Genomic DNA, 19,025 nt, shown 5'->3' with positions numbered 1-19,025 from the left:
GCTATTTTTTATAATCGTCAAGAAAGTCCTTCTGAAAACTCGTCCTGACAGAATCGGATGCTCCGGAATGCAATCTGCGGAAAGGGTTTTTCCCGAATTTTGATGTAAGCTGATCGATTGCCTCGTACAAGCCTTCTTTCGATGCCTCTTTCTCGTATGTGAACAGATCAAGCTGTTTACCTACTTCCTTCTTCTCCGCCACATCAAATACACTGATACCTAATAGCCGTATCGGATCTCCGCTCCAATGTTTTTGCAGCAAAGACTGCGCATGGTTGAATACTTCATCCGCCGTCTCCAGGAAATGCTGCAGTTTCATGCTGCGGGTGATCGTTTTACGATCATGGTAGCGAATCATCAACTGAATGCCTTTGGCAATGGCTTCTTTCCGGTGCATCCGTTTCTCCACACTTTTGGATAAATCCCGGAGCAGCTTATCCAATTCCTTGTCATCGGTAGTATCCTGCGGAAGTGTCTGTGAACTTCCGATGCTTTTAAAGCTGTTTACCGCTTCGGGATCGACTGGTCTGTCATCGATTCCATTAGCCCGATTTGCCAGCCTTTCCCCATTCACTCCAAAAACACGTTTCAGCTGATATCTGTCTTTATGGGCCAAGTCCCCAATCGTCTTGATCCCAAGCGTTCGCATTTTCTCTGCCGTTTTCTCCCCGACACCGTACATCTCTTCAATCGGGAGCGGCCATAGTAATCCAGGAATATCCCGCTTACGTAAAACAGTGATGCCAAGCGGCTTCTTCATATCCGAAGCCATCTTGGCAAGGAATTTATTCGGTGCGATGCCGATACTGCAAGGGAGATCCAATTCTTTCAATATGCGCTCTTGGATCATCTGCGCTATTTCCAGGGAAGATCCCAAATGGGCACAATCCGTCACATCCATATACCCTTCATCTATCGATACTGGCTGGATGATTGGTGTCACTTCATGCAGGATCTTGAACATTTCACTGGAAGCCTTCCGATAACGATCGAAGTTCGGGCGCAGCACGAGCAATTCCGGGCATAAACGTCTTGCTTCCCAAAGTGTCATCGTCGTTCGAACACCCTTCTTCCTCGCTTCATAGCTGCTTGTGACGACGATGCCTTTCCGCTCGGCAGGATTTCCGCAGATGGCCAGGGCTTTTCCGCGCAGTGAAGGATCAAAGGCCATCTCGACCGAAGCATAGAAGCTATTCATATCTACATGGAAAATCGCCCTTCCTTTTGACATGCTGTCCCTCCTCCCGATGCGAACTGTCGTTCTTATTATATCATGTTTGCAAAAGAAATAGGAGGCTTGCACCTCCTATAAATCAGCCATTGGCAACCTCACGGATGATGGCTGCAACCAGTTCAGCTGTCTTGACCAATTCACCAACCGGGATCCGTTCATTGGTTGTATGGATCTCTTCATAACCAACGGATAAATTGACCGTCGGGATACCGAATCCGGCAATCACATTGGCATCACTGCCGCCTCCGCTGCTTGTCAGGTTACTATCGCGTCCGATGGTTTTCGCAGCTGCACGTGCCACCTCAACAACACGGTCACCCGCTTGCTGTTTATAACCTGGATATTCCACTTTGATTTCCACTTCGGCATGCGCACCCATACTTTCAGCTGTCTGTTCGAATGCTTGCTTCATCTTCTGTACCTGTACTTCCATTTTACCTGCTTCCAGTGATCTAGCTTCTGCCAGGATTTCGACGTAATCACAGACAATATTCGTCTGTTTTCCACCTGCGAAACTGCCGATATTGGCAGTGGTCTCTTCATCAATCCTGCCCAACGGCATCTTTGAAATTGCTTTGGCAGCCACTGTGATTGCGGAAACCCCTTTTTCTGGCGCCACACCTGCGTGCGCTGTCTTACCGAAAACTTTAGCAATGACAGTCGCACGTGTAGGAGCGGCGATAACAATGTCACCTACTGGCCCGTCACTATCAATCGCGTATCCGAATGAAGCAGTCAGCAAGGAAGCATCAAGTGCACGGCTGCCGACCAGTCCAGATTCCTCGCCAGCTGTGATGACGAACTGGACTGTGCCATGCGGCAATTCCTGCTCATTATAAACCTTGATTGTTTCAAGGATTGCTGCCAGTCCTGCCTTATCATCCGCGCCAAGAATCGTCGTACCGTCACTTGTGATGTAACCGTCTTTGATTTGCGGTTTGATCCCTTTGCCGGGTACGACTGTGTCCATATGGGAGGTGAAATAGATTGTTTCAGCAGAATCGACGTTTCCCTGCCAGGTGCAAACGAGGTTGTTTGCACCATGACCTGTTACTTTCATCGAATCATCTTCCTCGACTTTTACACCCAGCTCGGTGAATTTCTTCTTCAGCACTTCAGCTATTTCCTTTTCATCACCTGTTTCCGAGTCTACTTGAACCAATTCCATAAACTCTTCGACTAAACGATCTTCATTGATTTTGATCATGATTATGTACTCCTATTCTATCTATTGGTTTCTCCTTGTCCCCTCACCTGGTTCCTTGTACAATGGACATAAACAGATAAGGGGGCTCCTCCACATTGACTAAACAAAAGAAAAAAAGATCCAAACAAAGCATTGCCATGACATTCATGGTTTACTTGATGATTTTCACAATGCTTATTTCCACTTTAGCAATCAGCCTGAGCTATTTTGTCTTTTAGGAGACAGAATAGCTCCATCTTCTTTCCCAATTTCCTCAAATGATTTCCAGCCCGTCATGATCCGTACCTTTGTTCCTACCGGTACTAGTTCGTATAGCTCCTCCACATCACTGTTCCGCATGCGGATGCAGCCAGCCGAAACACGGGTACCGATCGACTCCGGCCTGTTCGTTCCGTGGATACCGAAAGTACGCCCTTGCGTATCGTTGGCATTGAAGCCGATCCATCTGCTGCCAAGCGGATTATCTTTATCACCGCCAGGGATTCCTTTCCGCGAATAACCCGGGTATTCTGTCTTGAAAAGCGTCAGGAATATCCCTTCCGGTGTCGATTCCGGCTTCTTTCCTGTCGCGACCGGATAAACCTTGACCACTTTTCCTTCATTCACGAATGCAAGCTGATTCGTCGTTTTATTGACGATGATGAGCGGGCTTCCCGGCACTGGATTCTCACCAAATGGCCATAACGGAGATAAAATGGACAGACAGGTGAAGGCAATGAGCAGCGAACGCATTAGACATCCCTCTTTTACATGGTGATGTCCTTATTGTTGCACCTTCTGTCTAATTCTATGTTGCACATCGCTTTCTTTGAACGATTGCTTCAACTCCAGATAATTCTCCATTTCGTACAACAACTGAAACAAATGAGCACGGGTCTCGAATTCTTCTCTCGTCTTCGGCAGGGGATCTTCATCGAAGGACTCCCGTAAAGCATTCAGTTCCTCCAGGAATAAAACAGCGGTATTACCGGGATGGACCGAATCAGCCAGACCCGAAAAGAAATGGGCAAGCTGCTCGCATTGCGAATAAGATGTTTCCGGGAGCTTACTTACAAGCGGCAGAATCCGTTTCAGGATGGTGAATTGCTTCGTACGCATCTCGAAATAATCATGATACGGATGCTCCGATCTGAGCACATGGTTCTCTACATCCCGGCCAACAAGCTGATTCGCTTCTTTCAGGATTTTTTCGGTCTGTGCGATTTCTTCTCCGGACCATGATTGATCCCCTTCCCGGAGATACAGGGCGATTTCTTTCAAAATCTTGGTGAAATTCCGTTCCAATATGATCTGTTTCCGCCGAATTGTAGCTTCCAGACTGGGCATATACAAGTTCACAATGAGTGCCACCCCTATCCCGACTGAAATAAGGATGAGTTCATTCACAATCAAATCGAGTGTGATGTCATGGGAATTATACAAATGCAAAATGATGACAGCACTTGAAACGATTCCTGGCGAGACACGCAGCATCACGGTGATCGGAATGAAGATGAGCAGCAATATTCCGATGCTGATTGGATGAAAGCCGATCGTCTCAAATAGTAAAAAGGACAGGACGATTGCCAGCAGGCAGGCGGCCACACGATGCCATGCAGCCAGAAAGGATTTCTTTCTCGTCACTTGCGTGCACAGAATCGTCAGTATACCCGCCGACACACTGTTATCCAGCTGCAGAAGCTCCGCAATCCATATTGCAAGCGGTGTCCCTACCGCAGTTTTGATCGTTCGGTAACCTATTTTCACAATGGTGCTCCTCGTCGAATTTGATCACAATCAGAATAGTCCCTCATCCAAAAGGATGGGGACTTCTCCAATTAAACTTCTTTACAATGTTCATCGAATAAGGATTGCAGTCTGTTGACTACTTCCATTGGCTCATGGCCTTCGATGTCATGTCGTTCGATCATCGTAACGATCTCGCCGTCCTTCAAAAAGGCAAATGACGGTGAGCTTGGCGGGAAGCCAGTGAAATATTCCCTTGCTCTTTCGGTTGCTTCTTTATCCTGCCCAGCGAAAACCGTCACCAGCTGATCTGGACGTTTGTCATAATGCAGGCTATGAGCAGCTGCCGGGCGAGCAATTCCGCCGGCACATCCGCAGACGCTGTTGATCATTACAAGAGTCGTCCCGGATTTTTTAAGCGTGGAATCCACTTCCTCCGGTGTTGTCAACTCCGTATAGCCTGCATCGGTAAGGTCCTTCCTAGCAGTCGTCACGATATCGTTCATAAACATTCTGAAATCTGCCATCGGTATTCCTCCTTTTACACTAGTTCAAGTGTATCAGCAATTCCAGACTCTTTCAATTTCTATCACTTCAGTAAATCGGCATTGTCGATTCGGATACGTTCTCGAGAATTTCTTTGACCCTCGCCATGAACTGACCGCAAACCAAACCATCCAGCACACGGTGATCAAGACTGAGACACAAGTTCACCATGTCACGAGCGGCGAACATATCATTGATGATCACCGGACGCTTCACGATCGATTCCACCTGCAGGATTGCCGCTTGCGGATGATTGATGATTCCCATGCTTTGAACCGAACCGAATGAACCTGTGTTATTGACGGTGAATGTACCGCCTTGCATGTCGGCAGTACTCAGTTTGCCGGTGCGAGCCTTTTTCGCAAGGTTCGTAATCTGCTTTGCGATGCCTTTGATACTCAGATCATCTGCAGATTGGATGACCGGTACAAATAGCTCCTGCTCTTTCGCAACCGCGATGGAAATATTGACTTCATCATGCTGAATGATTTTATCTCCCGCCCAAGAGCTGTTCAGCTGCGGGAATTCTTTCAGTGCCTGCGCGACAGCTTTAACGAAGAAAGCAAAGAATGTCAGCGAATATCCTTCTTTTTCTTTGAATGCATCCTTTACTTTATTGCGGTAAGCAACCAGATCGGTAACATCCACTTCCACCATCATCCAAGCATGCGGGATTTCTGTCGCTGCTTTCACCATATTGTTGGCAATGGCTTTTCTTACGCCGGAAACCGGTATAGCATTGCCGGAAGCCATTTGTGTTTTTTCAACTGCTTCTGCTTTTTGCGGTACAGCTGATTCTGTAACAGCTGCAGTTGGCTTGGATTCTGCTTGTTTTTGCGGCTTTTCTCCGGATGCGATGATTGCTTCGACATCTTTGCGCGTGATCCGTCCGCCTTTTCCACTGCCTGTAATTGCAGTCAGATCCAGATCATGCTCCTGTGCAAGGCGCATGACTGCCGGCGAATAGCGTGACTTCATCGCTGTATCCGCTGCCGGGCTGCGGAAGTCTGTTTCTGTTACAGCAGGAGAAGCTGTATCTGCTTCTTGGTTCTCTCCAGTTTCTTCTGTTTCAATCGTACAGATCAGTGCCCCGACTTCGACTGTGTCCCCTTCTGCTGCAACCAATTCTTTGATCACGCCAGTGAAACTGCTTGGGATTTCTGCATTGACTTTGTCTGTCATCACTTCGGCAATGGCATCATATTTGCTGACTTGATCACCTGGTTTGACGAGCCATGTGCTGATTGTACCTTCTGTTACACTCTCGCCGAGTTTTGGCATTGTTATTTTCTCTATCATCATTACACCTCGTTTAGAATTCCGCTAATTCGCGCATGGCTGCTTCCACTTTTGCTGGATTTACCATGAAGTATTTTTCTGTACTAGGCGCATAAGGCATCGCTGGTACGTCCGGTGCTGCCAGCCGTTGAATCGGGGCATCCAAATCAAAGAGACAGTTTTCACCGATGATAGCTGCCACTTCCCCGATAATGGAGCCTTCTTTGTTGTCTTCTGTAATAAGCAGGACTTTACCAGTCTTGGAGGCTGCCTCGATGATTGCTTCTTTATCAAGCGGATAAACGGTGCGCAGGTCGAGAATATGCGCTTCGATGCCTTCTGCTGCAAGTTTTTCTGCTGCTTGCAGTGCAAAATGGACACATAATCCGTATGTGATCACCGTAATATCTGAACCTTCGCGTTTTACATCCGCTTTGCCGATCGGCAACGTATAGTCCTCAGCTGGTACTTCGCCTTTGATGAGGCGGTAAGCCCTTTTATGCTCAAAGAACAACACCGGATCCGGATCTTGGATAGCTGCTTTCAAGAGACCTTTTGCATCATAAGGCGTGGAAGGCATGACGATTTTAAGGCCTGGCTGGTTGGCGAACACCGCCTCCACGGATTGGGAATGATACAAAGCACCATGTACACCGCCGCCATAAGGTGCACGGATGGTGACCGGACACGTCCAGTCGTTATTGGAACGATATCGGATTTTTGCTGCTTCTGAGACAATTTGGTTGACTGCCGGCATGATGAAATCGGCGAATTGCATTTCAGCAATCGGCTTCAAGCCGTACATGGCAGCACCTACCGCGACTCCGGCAATCGCCGATTCTGCAAGCGGCGTGTCAAGCGTACGTTCTGCTCCGAATGTATCATACAAACCATCGGTAGCCCGGAATACTCCGCCTCTTTTTCCGACATCTTCTCCTAATACGAATACTTTTTCATCTGCTTCCATTTCTTCACGCATCGCCTGCGTGATTGCCTGGATATAGGACATTACTGGCATCGTTTTTCCCCCTTAATCGGCATACACATGAAGCAGTGCGGATTCCGGCTCCGGATCTTTGGCATGCTCAGCATAGTCTGTTGCTTCATTGACGATTTGTTTGATTTCTTCTTCCATCTGGTTCTCCAGTTCCTCAGACAATACACCTGTTTCGCGCAAGTATGCTCCGAATGTCAGCAAGCCATCTTTCTTGCGTGCTTCCTCGACTTCTTGCTTTTCACGGTAAGTCATATCGTCATCATCACTGGAATGCGGAGTGAGGCGGTATCCGACTGTCTCGATGAGCGTTGGACCTTCCCCATTCAATGCTCGTTCCCGCGCTTCTTTGACAGCTTGATACACGGCCAATGGGTCGTTACCATCAATTGTGAAGCCCGGCATACCGTACCCTTGTGCCCGATCGGATACATTCACGCAGCCAAGCTGTTTTTCCTGCGGTACACTGATGGCATATTTATTGTTCTGTACCATTGTGATCACGGGCAGTTTATGGACACCAGCGAAGTTCAATCCTTCATGGAAATCACCTTGGTTGGAGGAACCTTCTCCCAAAGTCACAAAACTGACAAGCTGTTTCTTTTCCATTTTGGCCGCTAAAGCGAAACCGACAGCATGCGGCACCTGCGTCGTTACCGGTGAAGAACCAGTGACGATGCGGGAAGCTTTTTTCCCGAAGTGACCGGGCATCTGCCGTCCGCCCGAGTTGGGATCCTCTGCTTTAGCAAATGCCGATAGCATGAGATCCTTTGCTGTCATACCGAATGGCATCACCAGTCCTAAATCACGGTAGTACGGCAAAAGATAATCAATATCCTTATCCAATGCCAAGGCAGCCCCGACTTGCGCTGCTTCCTGTCCTTGACACGAAATGACAAACGGTATCTTGCCGGCCCTGTTCAACAGCCACATCCGTTCATCCACTCTCCGTGCCAGGAGCATCCATCTATACATTTCCAATACTTTTTCGTCTGATATTCCAAGAGAAGCATGTCTCGTTTCTGACATCGCCGCTCCCCCTTTCTTCAATATCTCAACCATGAATTTGATTTCCGTCGACCGCGAGTGCCGCTTCCCCGATGATTTCCGCTAATGTCGGATGCGGGTGGATACTTTGACCGATTTCCCATGGCGTTGCATCCAGTAGTTTGGCTAGTGCAGCTTCTGAGATCATGTCCGTCACGTGCGGACCAATCATATGAACACCAAGCAGGTCATTCGTCTTCTCGTCGGCGATGATCTTCACGAAGCCTTCCGTCTCACCATATACCAATGCTTTTCCGATTGCCTGGAAACTCATTTTACCTGTCTTGACTGCATAACCTTCCGTTTTCGCTTGTGTTTCCGTCAAACCGACACTTGCTGTTTCCGGGTAGCTATAGACACATGCAGGAACCATGCTGTAATCCAGCGCATCGGTCTGAACGCCGGCAATGTGCTCGACGGCGATAATGCCTTCCCTGGAAGCAACATGTGCCAGCTGCATACCACCGACACAATCACCGATCGCATAGATGTGCGATTCATTTGTCTGGTAATAATCGTTAACTTGGATGAATCCTTGTTCAGAAAGCTGGATTTCGGTATTTTTCAACCCGATATCGCCGACATTGGCTGAACGGCCGACAGATACGAGGATCTTATCGGAAACGAAAACCTGTTCCTCTCCATTCATTTGCGCTTTGACCGTCACTTGATTGTCATCCGCTGCAGCACTCTCCACTTGCACATTCGTATGAATCGAGATGCCGCGCTTTTTAAGCTGCTTGAACATTTCTTTACTGATTTGTTCGTCCTCTGTCGGCAGGATGCGATCCTGGTATTCCAGTACCGTCACCTTTGTGCCGAGGTCATGAAGCATGGATGCCCACTCGATACCGATGACTCCTCCGCCGATGATCGTCATGCTCGACGGAAGTTCCGACATGGCTAAAGCCCCTTCAGAGCTGAGGATTTTGGATTCATCAAATTCGATACCTGGTAAAGGTCGTGGCGAGGAACCTGTTGCAACAATCACGTTCTTCGGTACCAATATTTCGTTTTCACTTCCATCAGCAAATTCAACAGAAATGGTACCTGCCGTCGGAGAGAAGATGGATGGTCCGAGGATTCTTCCGTATCCTTGGAAAACATCGATTTTTCCTTTTTTCATCAAATGCTGAACCCCTCGGTGCAGCTGATCGATGATAGCTTCTTTCCTTTGTTGTACGTCTGCAAAATTCAAGCTTACATCTGATGTATGTATACCAAAAGCTGCTGCTTCCTTCGTTTGCCTGTACACTTCTGCTGATCGGAGCAATGCCTTGGATGGTATGCATCCTCTATGCAGGCACGTTCCGCCGAGTTCTGCTTTTTCTACGATCGCCGTCTTCAAGCCCAGCTGGGAAGCACGGATGGCGGCAACATATCCACCGGTACCGCCACCTAAGATGACAATGTCATATTCTCTTACCATTGTTACTGCCTCCTATACGGCATAAACTTTAGCCGTTTCTTCTTTCCGCATGACACGAAGCGCACCTTCTGTCAAGGCACGAAGCTCATTCTCACCTGGATACACAAGCACATCGGCGATCCAGCTGACCCGGTCCTTCAGCATGGAAATGAATAAATCATCATGCGCAAGCCCGCCAGTCACTGCAATTGCATCGACATCGCCTGAAAGGACAACGCCCATGGCGCCGACTTCCTTCGCGGTCTGATAAACCATACCTTCGAAGATGTGCCTTGCTTCTTGGTCACCCTTCTTGATTCGGTCGGCAATAAGCCGTCCGTCGTTTGTTCCTAGATAACCCATGAACCCGCCCTTGGTCGTGAGCATTTTCATCAATTCATCTTTGGTATATTCGCCGCTTACAGCCAGCTCGATCAAATCACCAGCAGGAACCGTCCCTGCACGTTCCGGAGTGTATGGTCCTTCCCCGCTCAAACCATTGTTCACATCGATGACGCGGCCATGATGATGCGCACCGACAGTAATCCCGCCGCCAAGATGCACGACGATGATGTTTGCTTCCCCATAGCTCTTTTCCTTTGCAGCTGCAGCTTTGCGGGCGATGGCTTTATGATTTAAAGCGTGAAAGATGCTTTTTCGTTCTACACCAGGCAAGCCGGAGAGCCGTGCGAGTGGAGCAAGTTCATCCACTACGACAGGATCGGTAATGAAGGCCGGGATCTGGAGGCTGCTTGCGATTTCATAAGCAATGAGTCCTCCAAGATTGGAGGCATGCTCGCCATTATAGCCTGTTTTTAAATCGGCAAGCATCGCTTCGTTCACGCGGTATGTACCACCTTCAAGTGGACGGAGCAGACCACCGCGTGCGCATACTGCAGTCAACTTGGATACATTGATGCCTTCAAAATCCAATGCATCCAAGATGATTTGTTTCCGAAATTGATACTGATCCATAATTTTCTCATACCCGCCGATATCTTCTAAATCATGGCGGATCACTCGTTCAAAAATGTTATGCTCGTCATCAAACACACCGATTTTCGTGGAAGTAGAACCTGGATTGATCGCTAAAATACGGTTTTCTGCTGTTGGCACGCGGTTTCCCCCTCGTAATTATCTTCTGCTTAAAGTGTGATGACCGTTACGCAGGAATTGGCTTCTCGATCTGCGCATCGTTTCGATTCTTTCCTCGGCCATTCTGTCAGCTGCAAGGCTTGTCGGGATTTCATCACGTTTTGCGATTTCGAATACGCGCTGCAGGCTATCATAGATGGTTTCTACTTTGCGGAGGGCACGCTCTCTGTTGTAGCCATGCAATTCATCCTCGACATTGATGACACCGCCGGAATTGATGACATAGTCAGGTGCATAGACGATGCCCCGTTCAAACAAAATCTGCCCATGATGTTCGTCCTTGAGCTGGTTGTTCGCAGCACCAGCTACTACTTTGGCTTTCAACACCTTCAATGTATCATCATTGATCACTGCTCCCAGTGCACAAGGTGCAAAGATATCACATTCGACACCATAGATATCATCCGGATCCACTGCAGTTGCTCCAAATGCTTCCACTGCTTTTTGGACTGCTTCTTTATTGATATCCGTCACAATCAGTTTGGCACCTTCTGCATGCAGGTGCTCACACAATGCATAAGCGACATTACCTACACCTTGGACGGCAACCGTTTTTCCTTCCAAGCTGTCATCGCCAAATGCTTCTTTGGCAGATGCTTTGATTCCTTTATATACACCATAGGCAGTAACAGGAGACGGATTGCCTGATGATCCGGATTCAGCGGAAATACCGGTTACGAAATCCGTTTCCGTATGGATCAGTTCCATATCTTCGACTGTCGTACCGACATCTTCAGCTGTGATGTAACGGCCATTCAAGGATTGCACATAACGGCCGAAAGCACGGAACATCGCTTCGTTTTTATCTTTTTTCGGATCACCGATGATGACAGTTTTTCCGCCGCCTAGATTCAGTCCAGCAGCAGCATTTTTATACGTCATGCCTTTTGCCAATCGTAAAGCATCAATGATTGCCTCTTCTTCTGTTGCATACGTCCACATTCTCGTACCGCCAAGCGCCGGGCCGAGTGTCGTGTCATGGATTGCGATGATTGCCTTCAACCCGGATTCTTTGTCCTGACATAGGACTAGTTGTTCGTAATCGTATTGTTCCAATGTTTCAAAGATTTTCATCTTATTTCCTCCTAGGCAAGGGATGCTGACGCAAGCGCGAAGCATATTGCATAATATTTACTGGTGCTGTCATCTGCACGGGATGTAAGGATGACAGGTGTTTTTGTCCCGACGAGCAAGGAAGCACTTACTGCCCCTGCTGCATAGGTGAATGATTTATAGAGCATATTTCCGCTTTCGATTTCCGGGACTAGCAGGATATCCGTATCTCCTGCAACAGCTGAATCGATTTTCTTGGTAGCAGCCGACTGGGCAGACAACGCAGCATCCAGTGCGAGCGGACCATCTATTTGGCAATGTTCAAGCTGACCACGCTGCTGCATGACTGTTAACAGCGCAGCATCCGTCGTTGCCGGCATGGCCGGATTCACCTTTTCTGTGGCTGCAAGAACAGCGACTTTCGGTTCCGAGTGGAGCATCTTATAAAAAACAGATACAGCGTTGGTCAAGATTTTTTTCTTTACCTCTATCGATGGTGCGATATTGATTCCCGCATCCGTCAAAAAAAGCAGTTTATGATAAGAAGGAATATCGAATATAGCCAGCTGTGACAGGATGCTTCCGGACTTGATCATCGATTTGTCCTTCAATATCTTTCCTGCCAGTACATCCGTACTGACAATACCTTTCATCAGTAAATCCGCCTTATCCGATTTCCAAGCTTCTATTGCCATATCTGCTGCCCGATCTGCAGTCGAAGCGTGAATACAGGTAATCCTGTCTTCACTCAGTCCTTCTTCGTTCATGAACCGTTTTAAACGGTCAATATCCCCATACAGTAAGAAGGACGCCATCTGCCGATCGACCGCATTCTTCACTGCTTTAAGAATGGATGGGTCATCTGCTGCCGCAATTGCTATCGTACTCCCCCGCTTTGCGGCTGCCATCTTTTCAAGAGCGGTAAATTTATGCATCGTATTCTTCCTTCCCCATTACGAAAAATCTTGCATGCCACTTCTATCAAAATCATACTTATCCATCTTATAGTAAAGATTCCGGATTGATACACCTAGCTGATCCGCTGTCGCTTTCTTATTGTAGTCATTCGCTCGCAAGGCAGATTCTATCAGTTGCTTCTCCAACATTTCCACTTGTTCCTGCAGTGTTCCTGCCTTTGATTGGTTATCAACCGGGGAAATCTGGAGATGTTTTGGCAGGATGATATGTTCGGTCTTCTCCATGAATGTCATCGCTCGCACTACCGCCGTTTCCAATTCTTTTACATTATGGGTCCATTTCTTTTCTTTCAATACATCAATTGAAGGTTCAGAGATGGATTGAACCGAAGACTGAAGCAAGTGATTTTGCTTGTGGACGATTGTGGATAACAATCCTGCGAAATCCTTCCTCCGTTCAGCCAAGCTTGGAATATATATTGTGATTCGTTTCAATTTCTCGAAAAACGGCTCATGAAATCGTTTCTCAAAAACTGCCCTTTCCAAAGGATGACGTGCACTTACAATGATCCTGACATCCACCGTTTTCGTTTTACCGGAAGCAAGCTTCAGCTCACCTGTATCCATGAAATCCGATACCTTTTGCTGTATTCGGAGCGGCATACTATCGACATCATCAAGGAAAAGAGTCCCGCCATCACTTTTTTCGATCATCCCGGTTGCATGACTGCCACGCAGGGATCCGAATAGTTGTTTCTCCAAAAGCTCTTCTTTGCCGATTGTACAATCGATGCGAATGTACGGCCGATGGCGTCTTTTGCTTTCATTATGGATGATGGCAGCAAACATCCCTTTTCCCACACCGGCATCGCCGCGCAAAAGACAAGGTGCGTCAGCATTGACAGCGAATTTGACTTGCTCGAGTGTCACTTGCATGCTATCCGATTCGGAAACGACATCCTTCAGCGTGTATTTGTTTTCCAGGCTGCGGATGATTTTGCGGGCACGCTGCACTTCATCCTGCAGTTCATGCAGTTCCGAAATATCATGCAGGACGCCGACGCTTCCCCGCAGCTTTCCATCGACAATGATCGGTGCCGCATTGACCATCATTTCCTTCCCATGTTTCCCAACCCGCATCCTGGCCCCTGCAGCTGGTCTGCGTGTCCGGAGAACCTGCATATGCAAACTCTCCCCTTCCATGATGTCCGTTACCGCCGGTTTTCCGACAATCTGCTCTGGTGTATAACCGGTGAGCCGCGTGTAGGCAGGGTTGACGATCAAACCGATACCATTTTCATCGACGACACTGATCGCCTCCTGCGAAGCGTCAATGATCGCTTCCAGCATCGATTTCACTTCGCGGACATCGGTAAGTTTTTCGGCTAGGGCAACTATGTCGATTGTTTTCTTCATCACCATGAAAGCCCCTGTCACTGCCTCCTGATCATTTTCAAGCGGCGCACAGGTATAGACAATCTGGTTACCGTTCAAAAGCGTGAGCTGTTCATCCACAAAACGCTCTCTTGTCCGGATGGTTTCAGGAAGCCTTGAACCGGGTAGAAGATTTTCTATGGATGTCCCTATCAACTGGGGTTTCTTTTTGCCAAGCAGTTTTTCAGCTGCTTCGTTTACATACATAATCTCGTCCTGGCGATTGATGCACAGGACCCCCTCATGCAAGTACTCCAGCGTTTTACTGCGAAATTGCTGGTTATTATATGTAGAAGTTTTCTCTGTATCTTCTATAGATGCGAATGCAAGCATCAGTTGTGCACTTTGTCCAGATATGATCTCTGCCTTGCAGTTTGTCGGATCAAGATAATCTGCCAATCTTTCTGAGGTTTCCAGCACAAAGTCGACCTGCTCGAGCGATTCTGCCGTCACGTCTTTCCAAAGTGGGATATTCAGTCGTTCTGCTTGATATTTTATAATCGGGCTCGGTCTTTTAACGGCCAAACCGGCTATCCGGAAAGACTCTGATCGCTGGAACAGTTTAATTAATTGAACTGCTTCCTCTCCGGCACCAATAATGAGTAAGTGTTTCAACATGATCACATCCTGCAAAGTTTTGCACATATATAGCGTATACCACCCTGCAGAAATTAGCAATAATAAGATTTTTGACATGCAAGGAGTGACTCCAACTTGAAAGAACTAGCAGTATTATACGCTAAGACCCTGCCATTTTCCCTTCTGGAGGACAAAGAAAGAATTGCTTTATTTGACCAGGCAGAAATTAAGGAATTCCAAATAAATGAATATATCATTACTGCAAACGAAGACGCTGCTCATACTAGTGTGCATTATTTTGTAGCAGGTGTTGCAAAAAATTTCATTTATCAAGCTAACGGAAAACAAGTTGCCGTCCGATATGATTATCCAGGTGATTTAGCCGGGCTTTTAACAGTATTGGCTCAAGAAGAAATGCAAATTGCAGTACAAGCAGCCGAAAATACGAAATCGATCGCTTTCCCAAAGGCAAGTTTCCAGCAGGCCATGCAGCAGAACACCCACTTTTCCCAAGCAATTTTCGAGAGAGTCAGTCAATTGATGAAAAGCTTGTATGAGGAAGTGAAGTACAAAACAAGCGATCTGTCTGATCAAACGGAACCTGCCCTTTACAAGAAAAGAGTGTCCAGCTTCATGGAGCGCCCTGTTTTCATCCATCCAGAAGAAACAGTCTATGCAGCGGCAGAACTGCTCCAAAACGCTGAAACGGAAGGAATTGCCGTAAGCAGGAACAAACAGGATATCGAAGGAATGATCGGATATCGGCAAATATTCGATGCCTTGAAAAATGGCAGATTGGATGCACCAGCGGGACAGATCATGAACAAAGACTATTACTTTGTGCAGGAACATGACTTCATTTATGATGCTCTATCGTACTTGAAACATCATCCCGCAGCCGCCATACCAGTGCTGCACCGAAATCGGGCAGTCGGATTTATTCGTCAGTCCTCTTTCCTGAACGTTTCGAACAGTGTTTATTTCGAGCTCACATACAGGGTTGCCAACGCTGATTCAATCGAAACATTGGCCAGCCTCAGCCCTATGAACAATAAGCAATTCCAGCTATTCATCCAACAGCTCGTGGACGAACGCATGTATGGCTATGATATTGCCGAACTGATTTCCAGCTATAATGATCGTCTGCACCGTCAGATTATCGAGCTTGCTGAAAGGGAAATGGTAACAGAAGGCTATGGCCGCCCCAAAATAAACTACTGCTTTATCGTAATGGGCAGTGAAGGCCGGAAAGAACAAGGGTTCAGCACCGACCAAGACAACGGGATCATTCTTGCTGATTACGATGAATTGAAGCACAAAGACGAAATAGAAAGTTATTTCGAAAGATTGACAGCAAAAATCAACCACATGCTGGATGCCTGTGGCTTCCCTCTATGCAGCGCCGGAATCATGGCCAAGGAAAAGAAATGGCGGCATTCCTTGTCACAATGGTCGGATATGATCGATGTTTGGCTTCGAAATCTGGATGCCCAGGAAGTACGGGATTTTACGATTTTCATTGATTTCCGGCCAGTGTACGGTGACTTCGATCTGGCATTTAAACTTCGCCGGAAATTGACACATAGCATGCAGCATGCTGCTAGACTACAACCGATGCTGATACATGATACATTGCAAATCCGCGTTCCTTTGCAAGCATTCGGGCGTGTTTCCACCAGCTCGAAAGAAAAATACTTGAATTTGAAACAATCCGCCATGATGCAGATTGTCAATGCTGTACGTGTTTACGCAGTCGGCTATGGTATAGAAGATGTCCATACGATACGTCGGCTTCATAATCTGACATCGAATCATCATATGTCCAAAAATGACACTGACTTGGCTGCACAGGCACTTCATGAATTACTCATTTTCCGTTTAAAGCTGAACTTGCAGCAGCTGGAGGCAGGCCAACCGCTTTCTACACAGATTTCATTCAAAAAACTGGACAAGTCAGAGAAGCAAACGCTTAAAAATGCCCTTGCTGCTGCCAAAGGAATGCAGCAAGGGCTCGAATTGAGACTTAATAGAAATAAGGTGAACGGATGATGATCGATTTTCAGCTTTTCCGTTATATACTCTATGGAAAGCTTACACAGCATATAAAGAGCAAAGCATATATCAATACCCCCGCCCATCAACGGCTGCATGAAAAGCTCACTGATTATCGACCGTCCCCTTCTCTTCGGATAGTCCCTTTCGAGGAACAAACGTTTACTGTCTTTGATTTGGAAACGACCGGAATATTCCCTGACTTGGGACATGAAGTGATCTCGATCGGAGCTGTTCAGCTGAAGGGGAATGTCATTCAGTCAAATCATGCGTTCTATGAGATGACAAAGCCGATGCTGAAGACACCAAAGAAAATCATCAAACTTACCAAACTTGATCCTGACGAGCTAGAAGCATCACCTTCTTTCCCGGAAGTGATGGAACGTTTCCTGGATTACAGTAAAGACACCATTCTTGTCGCCCATCCAGCTTCCTTTGATATCCGGTTCATCCAGACGATGCTGAAGCTGTATAAACTGCCGCCATTGTCATGTTACACGCTTGATTCCCAAATCATGGCGAGGATGTTTTTCAAAAGAAGGCAAAGTCGCCTGGAAAGCTTAATCAGCCGCTTCCAAATCCAGCAGCTCGATCGTCATCATGCACTGACGGATGCGAAAATGACAGCCGAAATATTCGTTTACTTACTGAAGCTGGCATCCGAAAGAGGTATCAACGATTATGCAGGGCTTCAGCTTCCGCTGAGTAAAATTAAAAAGAAAATCCGGACAACGCCATTATAGACGTTGTCCGGATTTTTTATTTTTGGAAAAAGGCTTTATACAATGATTGTACTGCTTCATTGATCTGATCGGCTTTGACACCAAACATCAGGGATACTTCAGAGGAGCCTTGGTTGATCATTTCGATGTTCACATTCGCATCGGTAAATGCCTTTGTCGCTGTACTGGAGACACCGATTGTTTCGATCATCCCTTCCCCGACAATCATGATCATCGCAAGATCACGGTCGATGGACACCTGATCGGCATTCAGTTCCTCTTTGAGACGGCGGACGACCACCGCTTCTTTATCCGGCGGCAGCTGACTTTCCCTAAGGATGACACTCATATCATCGATACCCGAAGGTGCATGCTCGAAGGAAATGTTTTCTTCCTCGAGTATCTGCAATAACTTCCGGCCGAAACCAAGCTCCCGGTTCATCAAGTATTTGCTGATATAGATGCTCAGGAAGCCTGTATCACTCGCAATGCCAATGACAGGATTACCTGATACTTCCCTTTTTGCAACAATCATCGTTCCCGGCGCTGAAGGATTATTCGTGTTTTTCACACACACAGGTATTTTCGCCTGGAACGCAGGAATCAGTGCTTCATCATGGAAGACTGAGAAACCTGCATAAGACAATTCCCGCATTTCACGGTAAGTCAATGTATTGATTTCCTTTGGATGATCAACGATATTCGGGTTCACACTGTACACGCTATCCACATCGGTGAAGTTTTCATACAATGAAGCTTTGACGCCTGCACTTACGATGGAGCCAGTAATATCCGATCCGCCCCTTGGGAAGGTCGCAAGCTTCCCTTCCTTCGTATAACCGAAGAAACCAGGAATGACCAGCACACCCTCACGGTCGCGAAGTTTGTATAAAAGCTCGAAGCTCTCATCCAAAATACGTGCACCGCCTAATTCTTCTCTCACCAGCAAACCTGCTTCTTGAGGATTCACATAGGCCGCTTGCACACCTAATTTATTGAGATACGCACTGAATACCTTGGCTAGGGAATCTTCCCCTGTCGCCTTCAATGCATCCATCTTATTCACAGCAGGAATCGAATCAGCCAGGATACCTTTCAGATGGTCGGCTATCTGCTCAATAAGAATATTATCCAGCCCTAATTCCTCGACGATAAAACGGAAACGCGACAGGACTTTTTCTACTTGTGAACTGACGTCTTCCCCTTTGTTATGCGCCTCACCAATGGCAATCAGTAAATCCGTCACCTTAGTATCTGCCTTATTCCGCTTACCTGGTGCAGAAACAACGATGAACTTCCGCTCCTGATCTTCTTTCACGATTTGCGCTACTTTACGGAGCTGCTCCGCACTTGCTACTGAACTACCACCAAATTTTGCTACCTTCATGTGTCTCTCTCCATTACGCTTTTTCTTTACATAGGTAAAATAGTATCATAGAGTTTCTTCTGCTGGCTAGATGAAAGACATAATTTTGAGAAAAAATCGACAAAGCGTGTTTACATAATTATATTATGGTTAACAAAATCACTTTGCAGGAGGTTGATTAAAAATGAAGGGCGTTACATAGGGTACAACATGCAACGCCCTTCCTCCCTTCTTCGATTTTTGTCCTGATCCTATCAGAATAGAGATCGGAACCTATCCTTATCTATGGATCTGAAATGCAATTCAAT

16 protein-coding genes are annotated in these 19,025 nt (G+C 46.9%); 2 read left to right on the top strand and 14 right to left on the bottom strand.

Going from position 1 to position 19,025, the window contains the following annotated elements:
- Position 1: 1 nt before the first annotated feature.
- From AB1K91_RS14825 to AB1K91_RS14765, 13 genes are all read right to left on the bottom strand, one after another.
- Positions 2–1,231 (bottom strand): DNA polymerase IV, encoded by a 1,230-nt coding sequence (locus AB1K91_RS14825; protein ID WP_413090865.1) that lies wholly within the window; start codon positions 1,229–1,231, stop codon positions 2–4.
- Positions 1,232–1,313: 82 nt separating this feature from the next.
- Positions 1,314–2,441 carry a M20/M25/M40 family metallo-hydrolase gene (locus tag AB1K91_RS14820; protein ID WP_413090864.1) on the bottom strand — a complete coding sequence of 376 codons (1,128 nt, stop codon included), beginning with the start codon at positions 2,439–2,441 and terminating at the stop codon, positions 1,314–1,316.
- 192 nt (positions 2,442–2,633) lie between these two features.
- Positions 2,634–3,173: a L,D-transpeptidase gene (locus AB1K91_RS14815; RefSeq protein WP_413090862.1), complete on the bottom strand. Its 540-nt coding sequence runs from the start codon at positions 3,171–3,173 to the stop codon at positions 2,634–2,636.
- 30 nt (positions 3,174–3,203) lie between these two features.
- Positions 3,204–4,187, bottom strand: coding sequence for an aromatic acid exporter family protein (locus tag AB1K91_RS14810; RefSeq protein WP_413090860.1), 984 nt, complete (start codon positions 4,185–4,187; stop codon positions 3,204–3,206).
- A 71-nt stretch (positions 4,188–4,258) separates the two neighbouring features.
- Complete coding sequence (locus AB1K91_RS14805) at positions 4,259–4,693, bottom strand: BrxA/BrxB family bacilliredoxin (RefSeq protein WP_413090858.1); 435 nt, start codon at positions 4,691–4,693, stop codon at positions 4,259–4,261.
- Positions 4,694–4,760: 67 nt separating this feature from the next.
- Positions 4,761–6,014, bottom strand: a complete 1,254-nt coding sequence (locus tag AB1K91_RS14800) for a dihydrolipoamide acetyltransferase family protein (protein WP_413090856.1) — start codon at positions 6,012–6,014, stop codon at positions 4,761–4,763.
- Between the two features lie 10 nt (positions 6,015–6,024).
- Positions 6,025–7,008, bottom strand: a complete 984-nt coding sequence (locus tag AB1K91_RS14795; RefSeq protein WP_413090855.1) for an alpha-ketoacid dehydrogenase subunit beta — start codon at positions 7,006–7,008, stop codon at positions 6,025–6,027.
- Positions 7,009–7,020: 12 nt separating this feature from the next.
- Complete coding sequence (locus AB1K91_RS14790) at positions 7,021–8,046, bottom strand: thiamine pyrophosphate-dependent dehydrogenase E1 component subunit alpha (RefSeq protein WP_413090853.1); 1,026 nt, start codon at positions 8,044–8,046, stop codon at positions 7,021–7,023.
- Positions 8,039–9,460, bottom strand: a complete 1,422-nt coding sequence (lpdA, locus tag AB1K91_RS14785; RefSeq protein WP_413090852.1) for a dihydrolipoyl dehydrogenase — start codon at positions 9,458–9,460, stop codon at positions 8,039–8,041. The genes AB1K91_RS14790 and lpdA overlap by 8 nt, the downstream gene beginning before the upstream one ends.
- A gap of 12 nt (positions 9,461–9,472) precedes the next feature.
- Positions 9,473–10,555 carry a butyrate kinase gene (gene buk / locus AB1K91_RS14780; protein ID WP_413090850.1) on the bottom strand — a complete coding sequence of 361 codons (1,083 nt, stop codon included), beginning with the start codon at positions 10,553–10,555 and terminating at the stop codon, positions 9,473–9,475.
- Positions 10,556–10,573: 18 nt separating this feature from the next.
- Positions 10,574–11,668 (bottom strand): Glu/Leu/Phe/Val family dehydrogenase, encoded by a 1,095-nt coding sequence (locus tag AB1K91_RS14775; protein ID WP_413090848.1) that lies wholly within the window; start codon positions 11,666–11,668, stop codon positions 10,574–10,576.
- Between the two features lie 11 nt (positions 11,669–11,679).
- On the bottom strand, positions 11,680–12,582 hold the full coding sequence (locus AB1K91_RS14770) for a phosphate acyltransferase (RefSeq protein WP_413090846.1): 903 nt from the start codon (positions 12,580–12,582) through the stop codon (positions 11,680–11,682).
- A gap of 18 nt (positions 12,583–12,600) precedes the next feature.
- A complete protein-coding gene (locus AB1K91_RS14765; protein ID WP_413090845.1) occupies positions 12,601–14,616 on the bottom strand; it encodes a sigma 54-interacting transcriptional regulator in 2,016 nt (671 codons plus the stop codon).
- Between the two features lie 96 nt (positions 14,617–14,712).
- Between AB1K91_RS14765 and AB1K91_RS14760 the strand changes: the two genes are divergently transcribed.
- A complete protein-coding gene (locus AB1K91_RS14760; protein ID WP_413090843.1) occupies positions 14,713–16,626 on the top strand; it encodes a DUF294 nucleotidyltransferase-like domain-containing protein in 1,914 nt (637 codons plus the stop codon).
- Complete coding sequence (locus tag AB1K91_RS14755; RefSeq protein ID WP_413090841.1) at positions 16,623–17,372, top strand: 3'-5' exonuclease; 750 nt, start codon at positions 16,623–16,625, stop codon at positions 17,370–17,372. The genes AB1K91_RS14760 and AB1K91_RS14755 overlap by 4 nt, the downstream gene beginning before the upstream one ends.
- A 16-nt stretch (positions 17,373–17,388) precedes the next feature.
- Here the strand turns inward: AB1K91_RS14755 and AB1K91_RS14750 are convergent, their stop codons facing one another.
- Entirely contained in the window at positions 17,389–18,738 is a 1,350-nt protein-coding gene (locus AB1K91_RS14750) for an aspartate kinase (RefSeq protein ID WP_413090839.1), read from the bottom strand.
- Between the last annotated feature and the right edge of the window lie 287 nt (positions 18,739–19,025).

Origin of the sequence: Terribacillus jepli, from assembly GCF_047228925.1 — a bacterium.
Lineage (GTDB): Bacteria > Bacillota > Bacilli > Bacillales > Amphibacillaceae > Terribacillus.
Note: the sequence above shows the minus strand (reverse complement) of the source record. Positions and strands in the feature narration are given on the sequence as shown.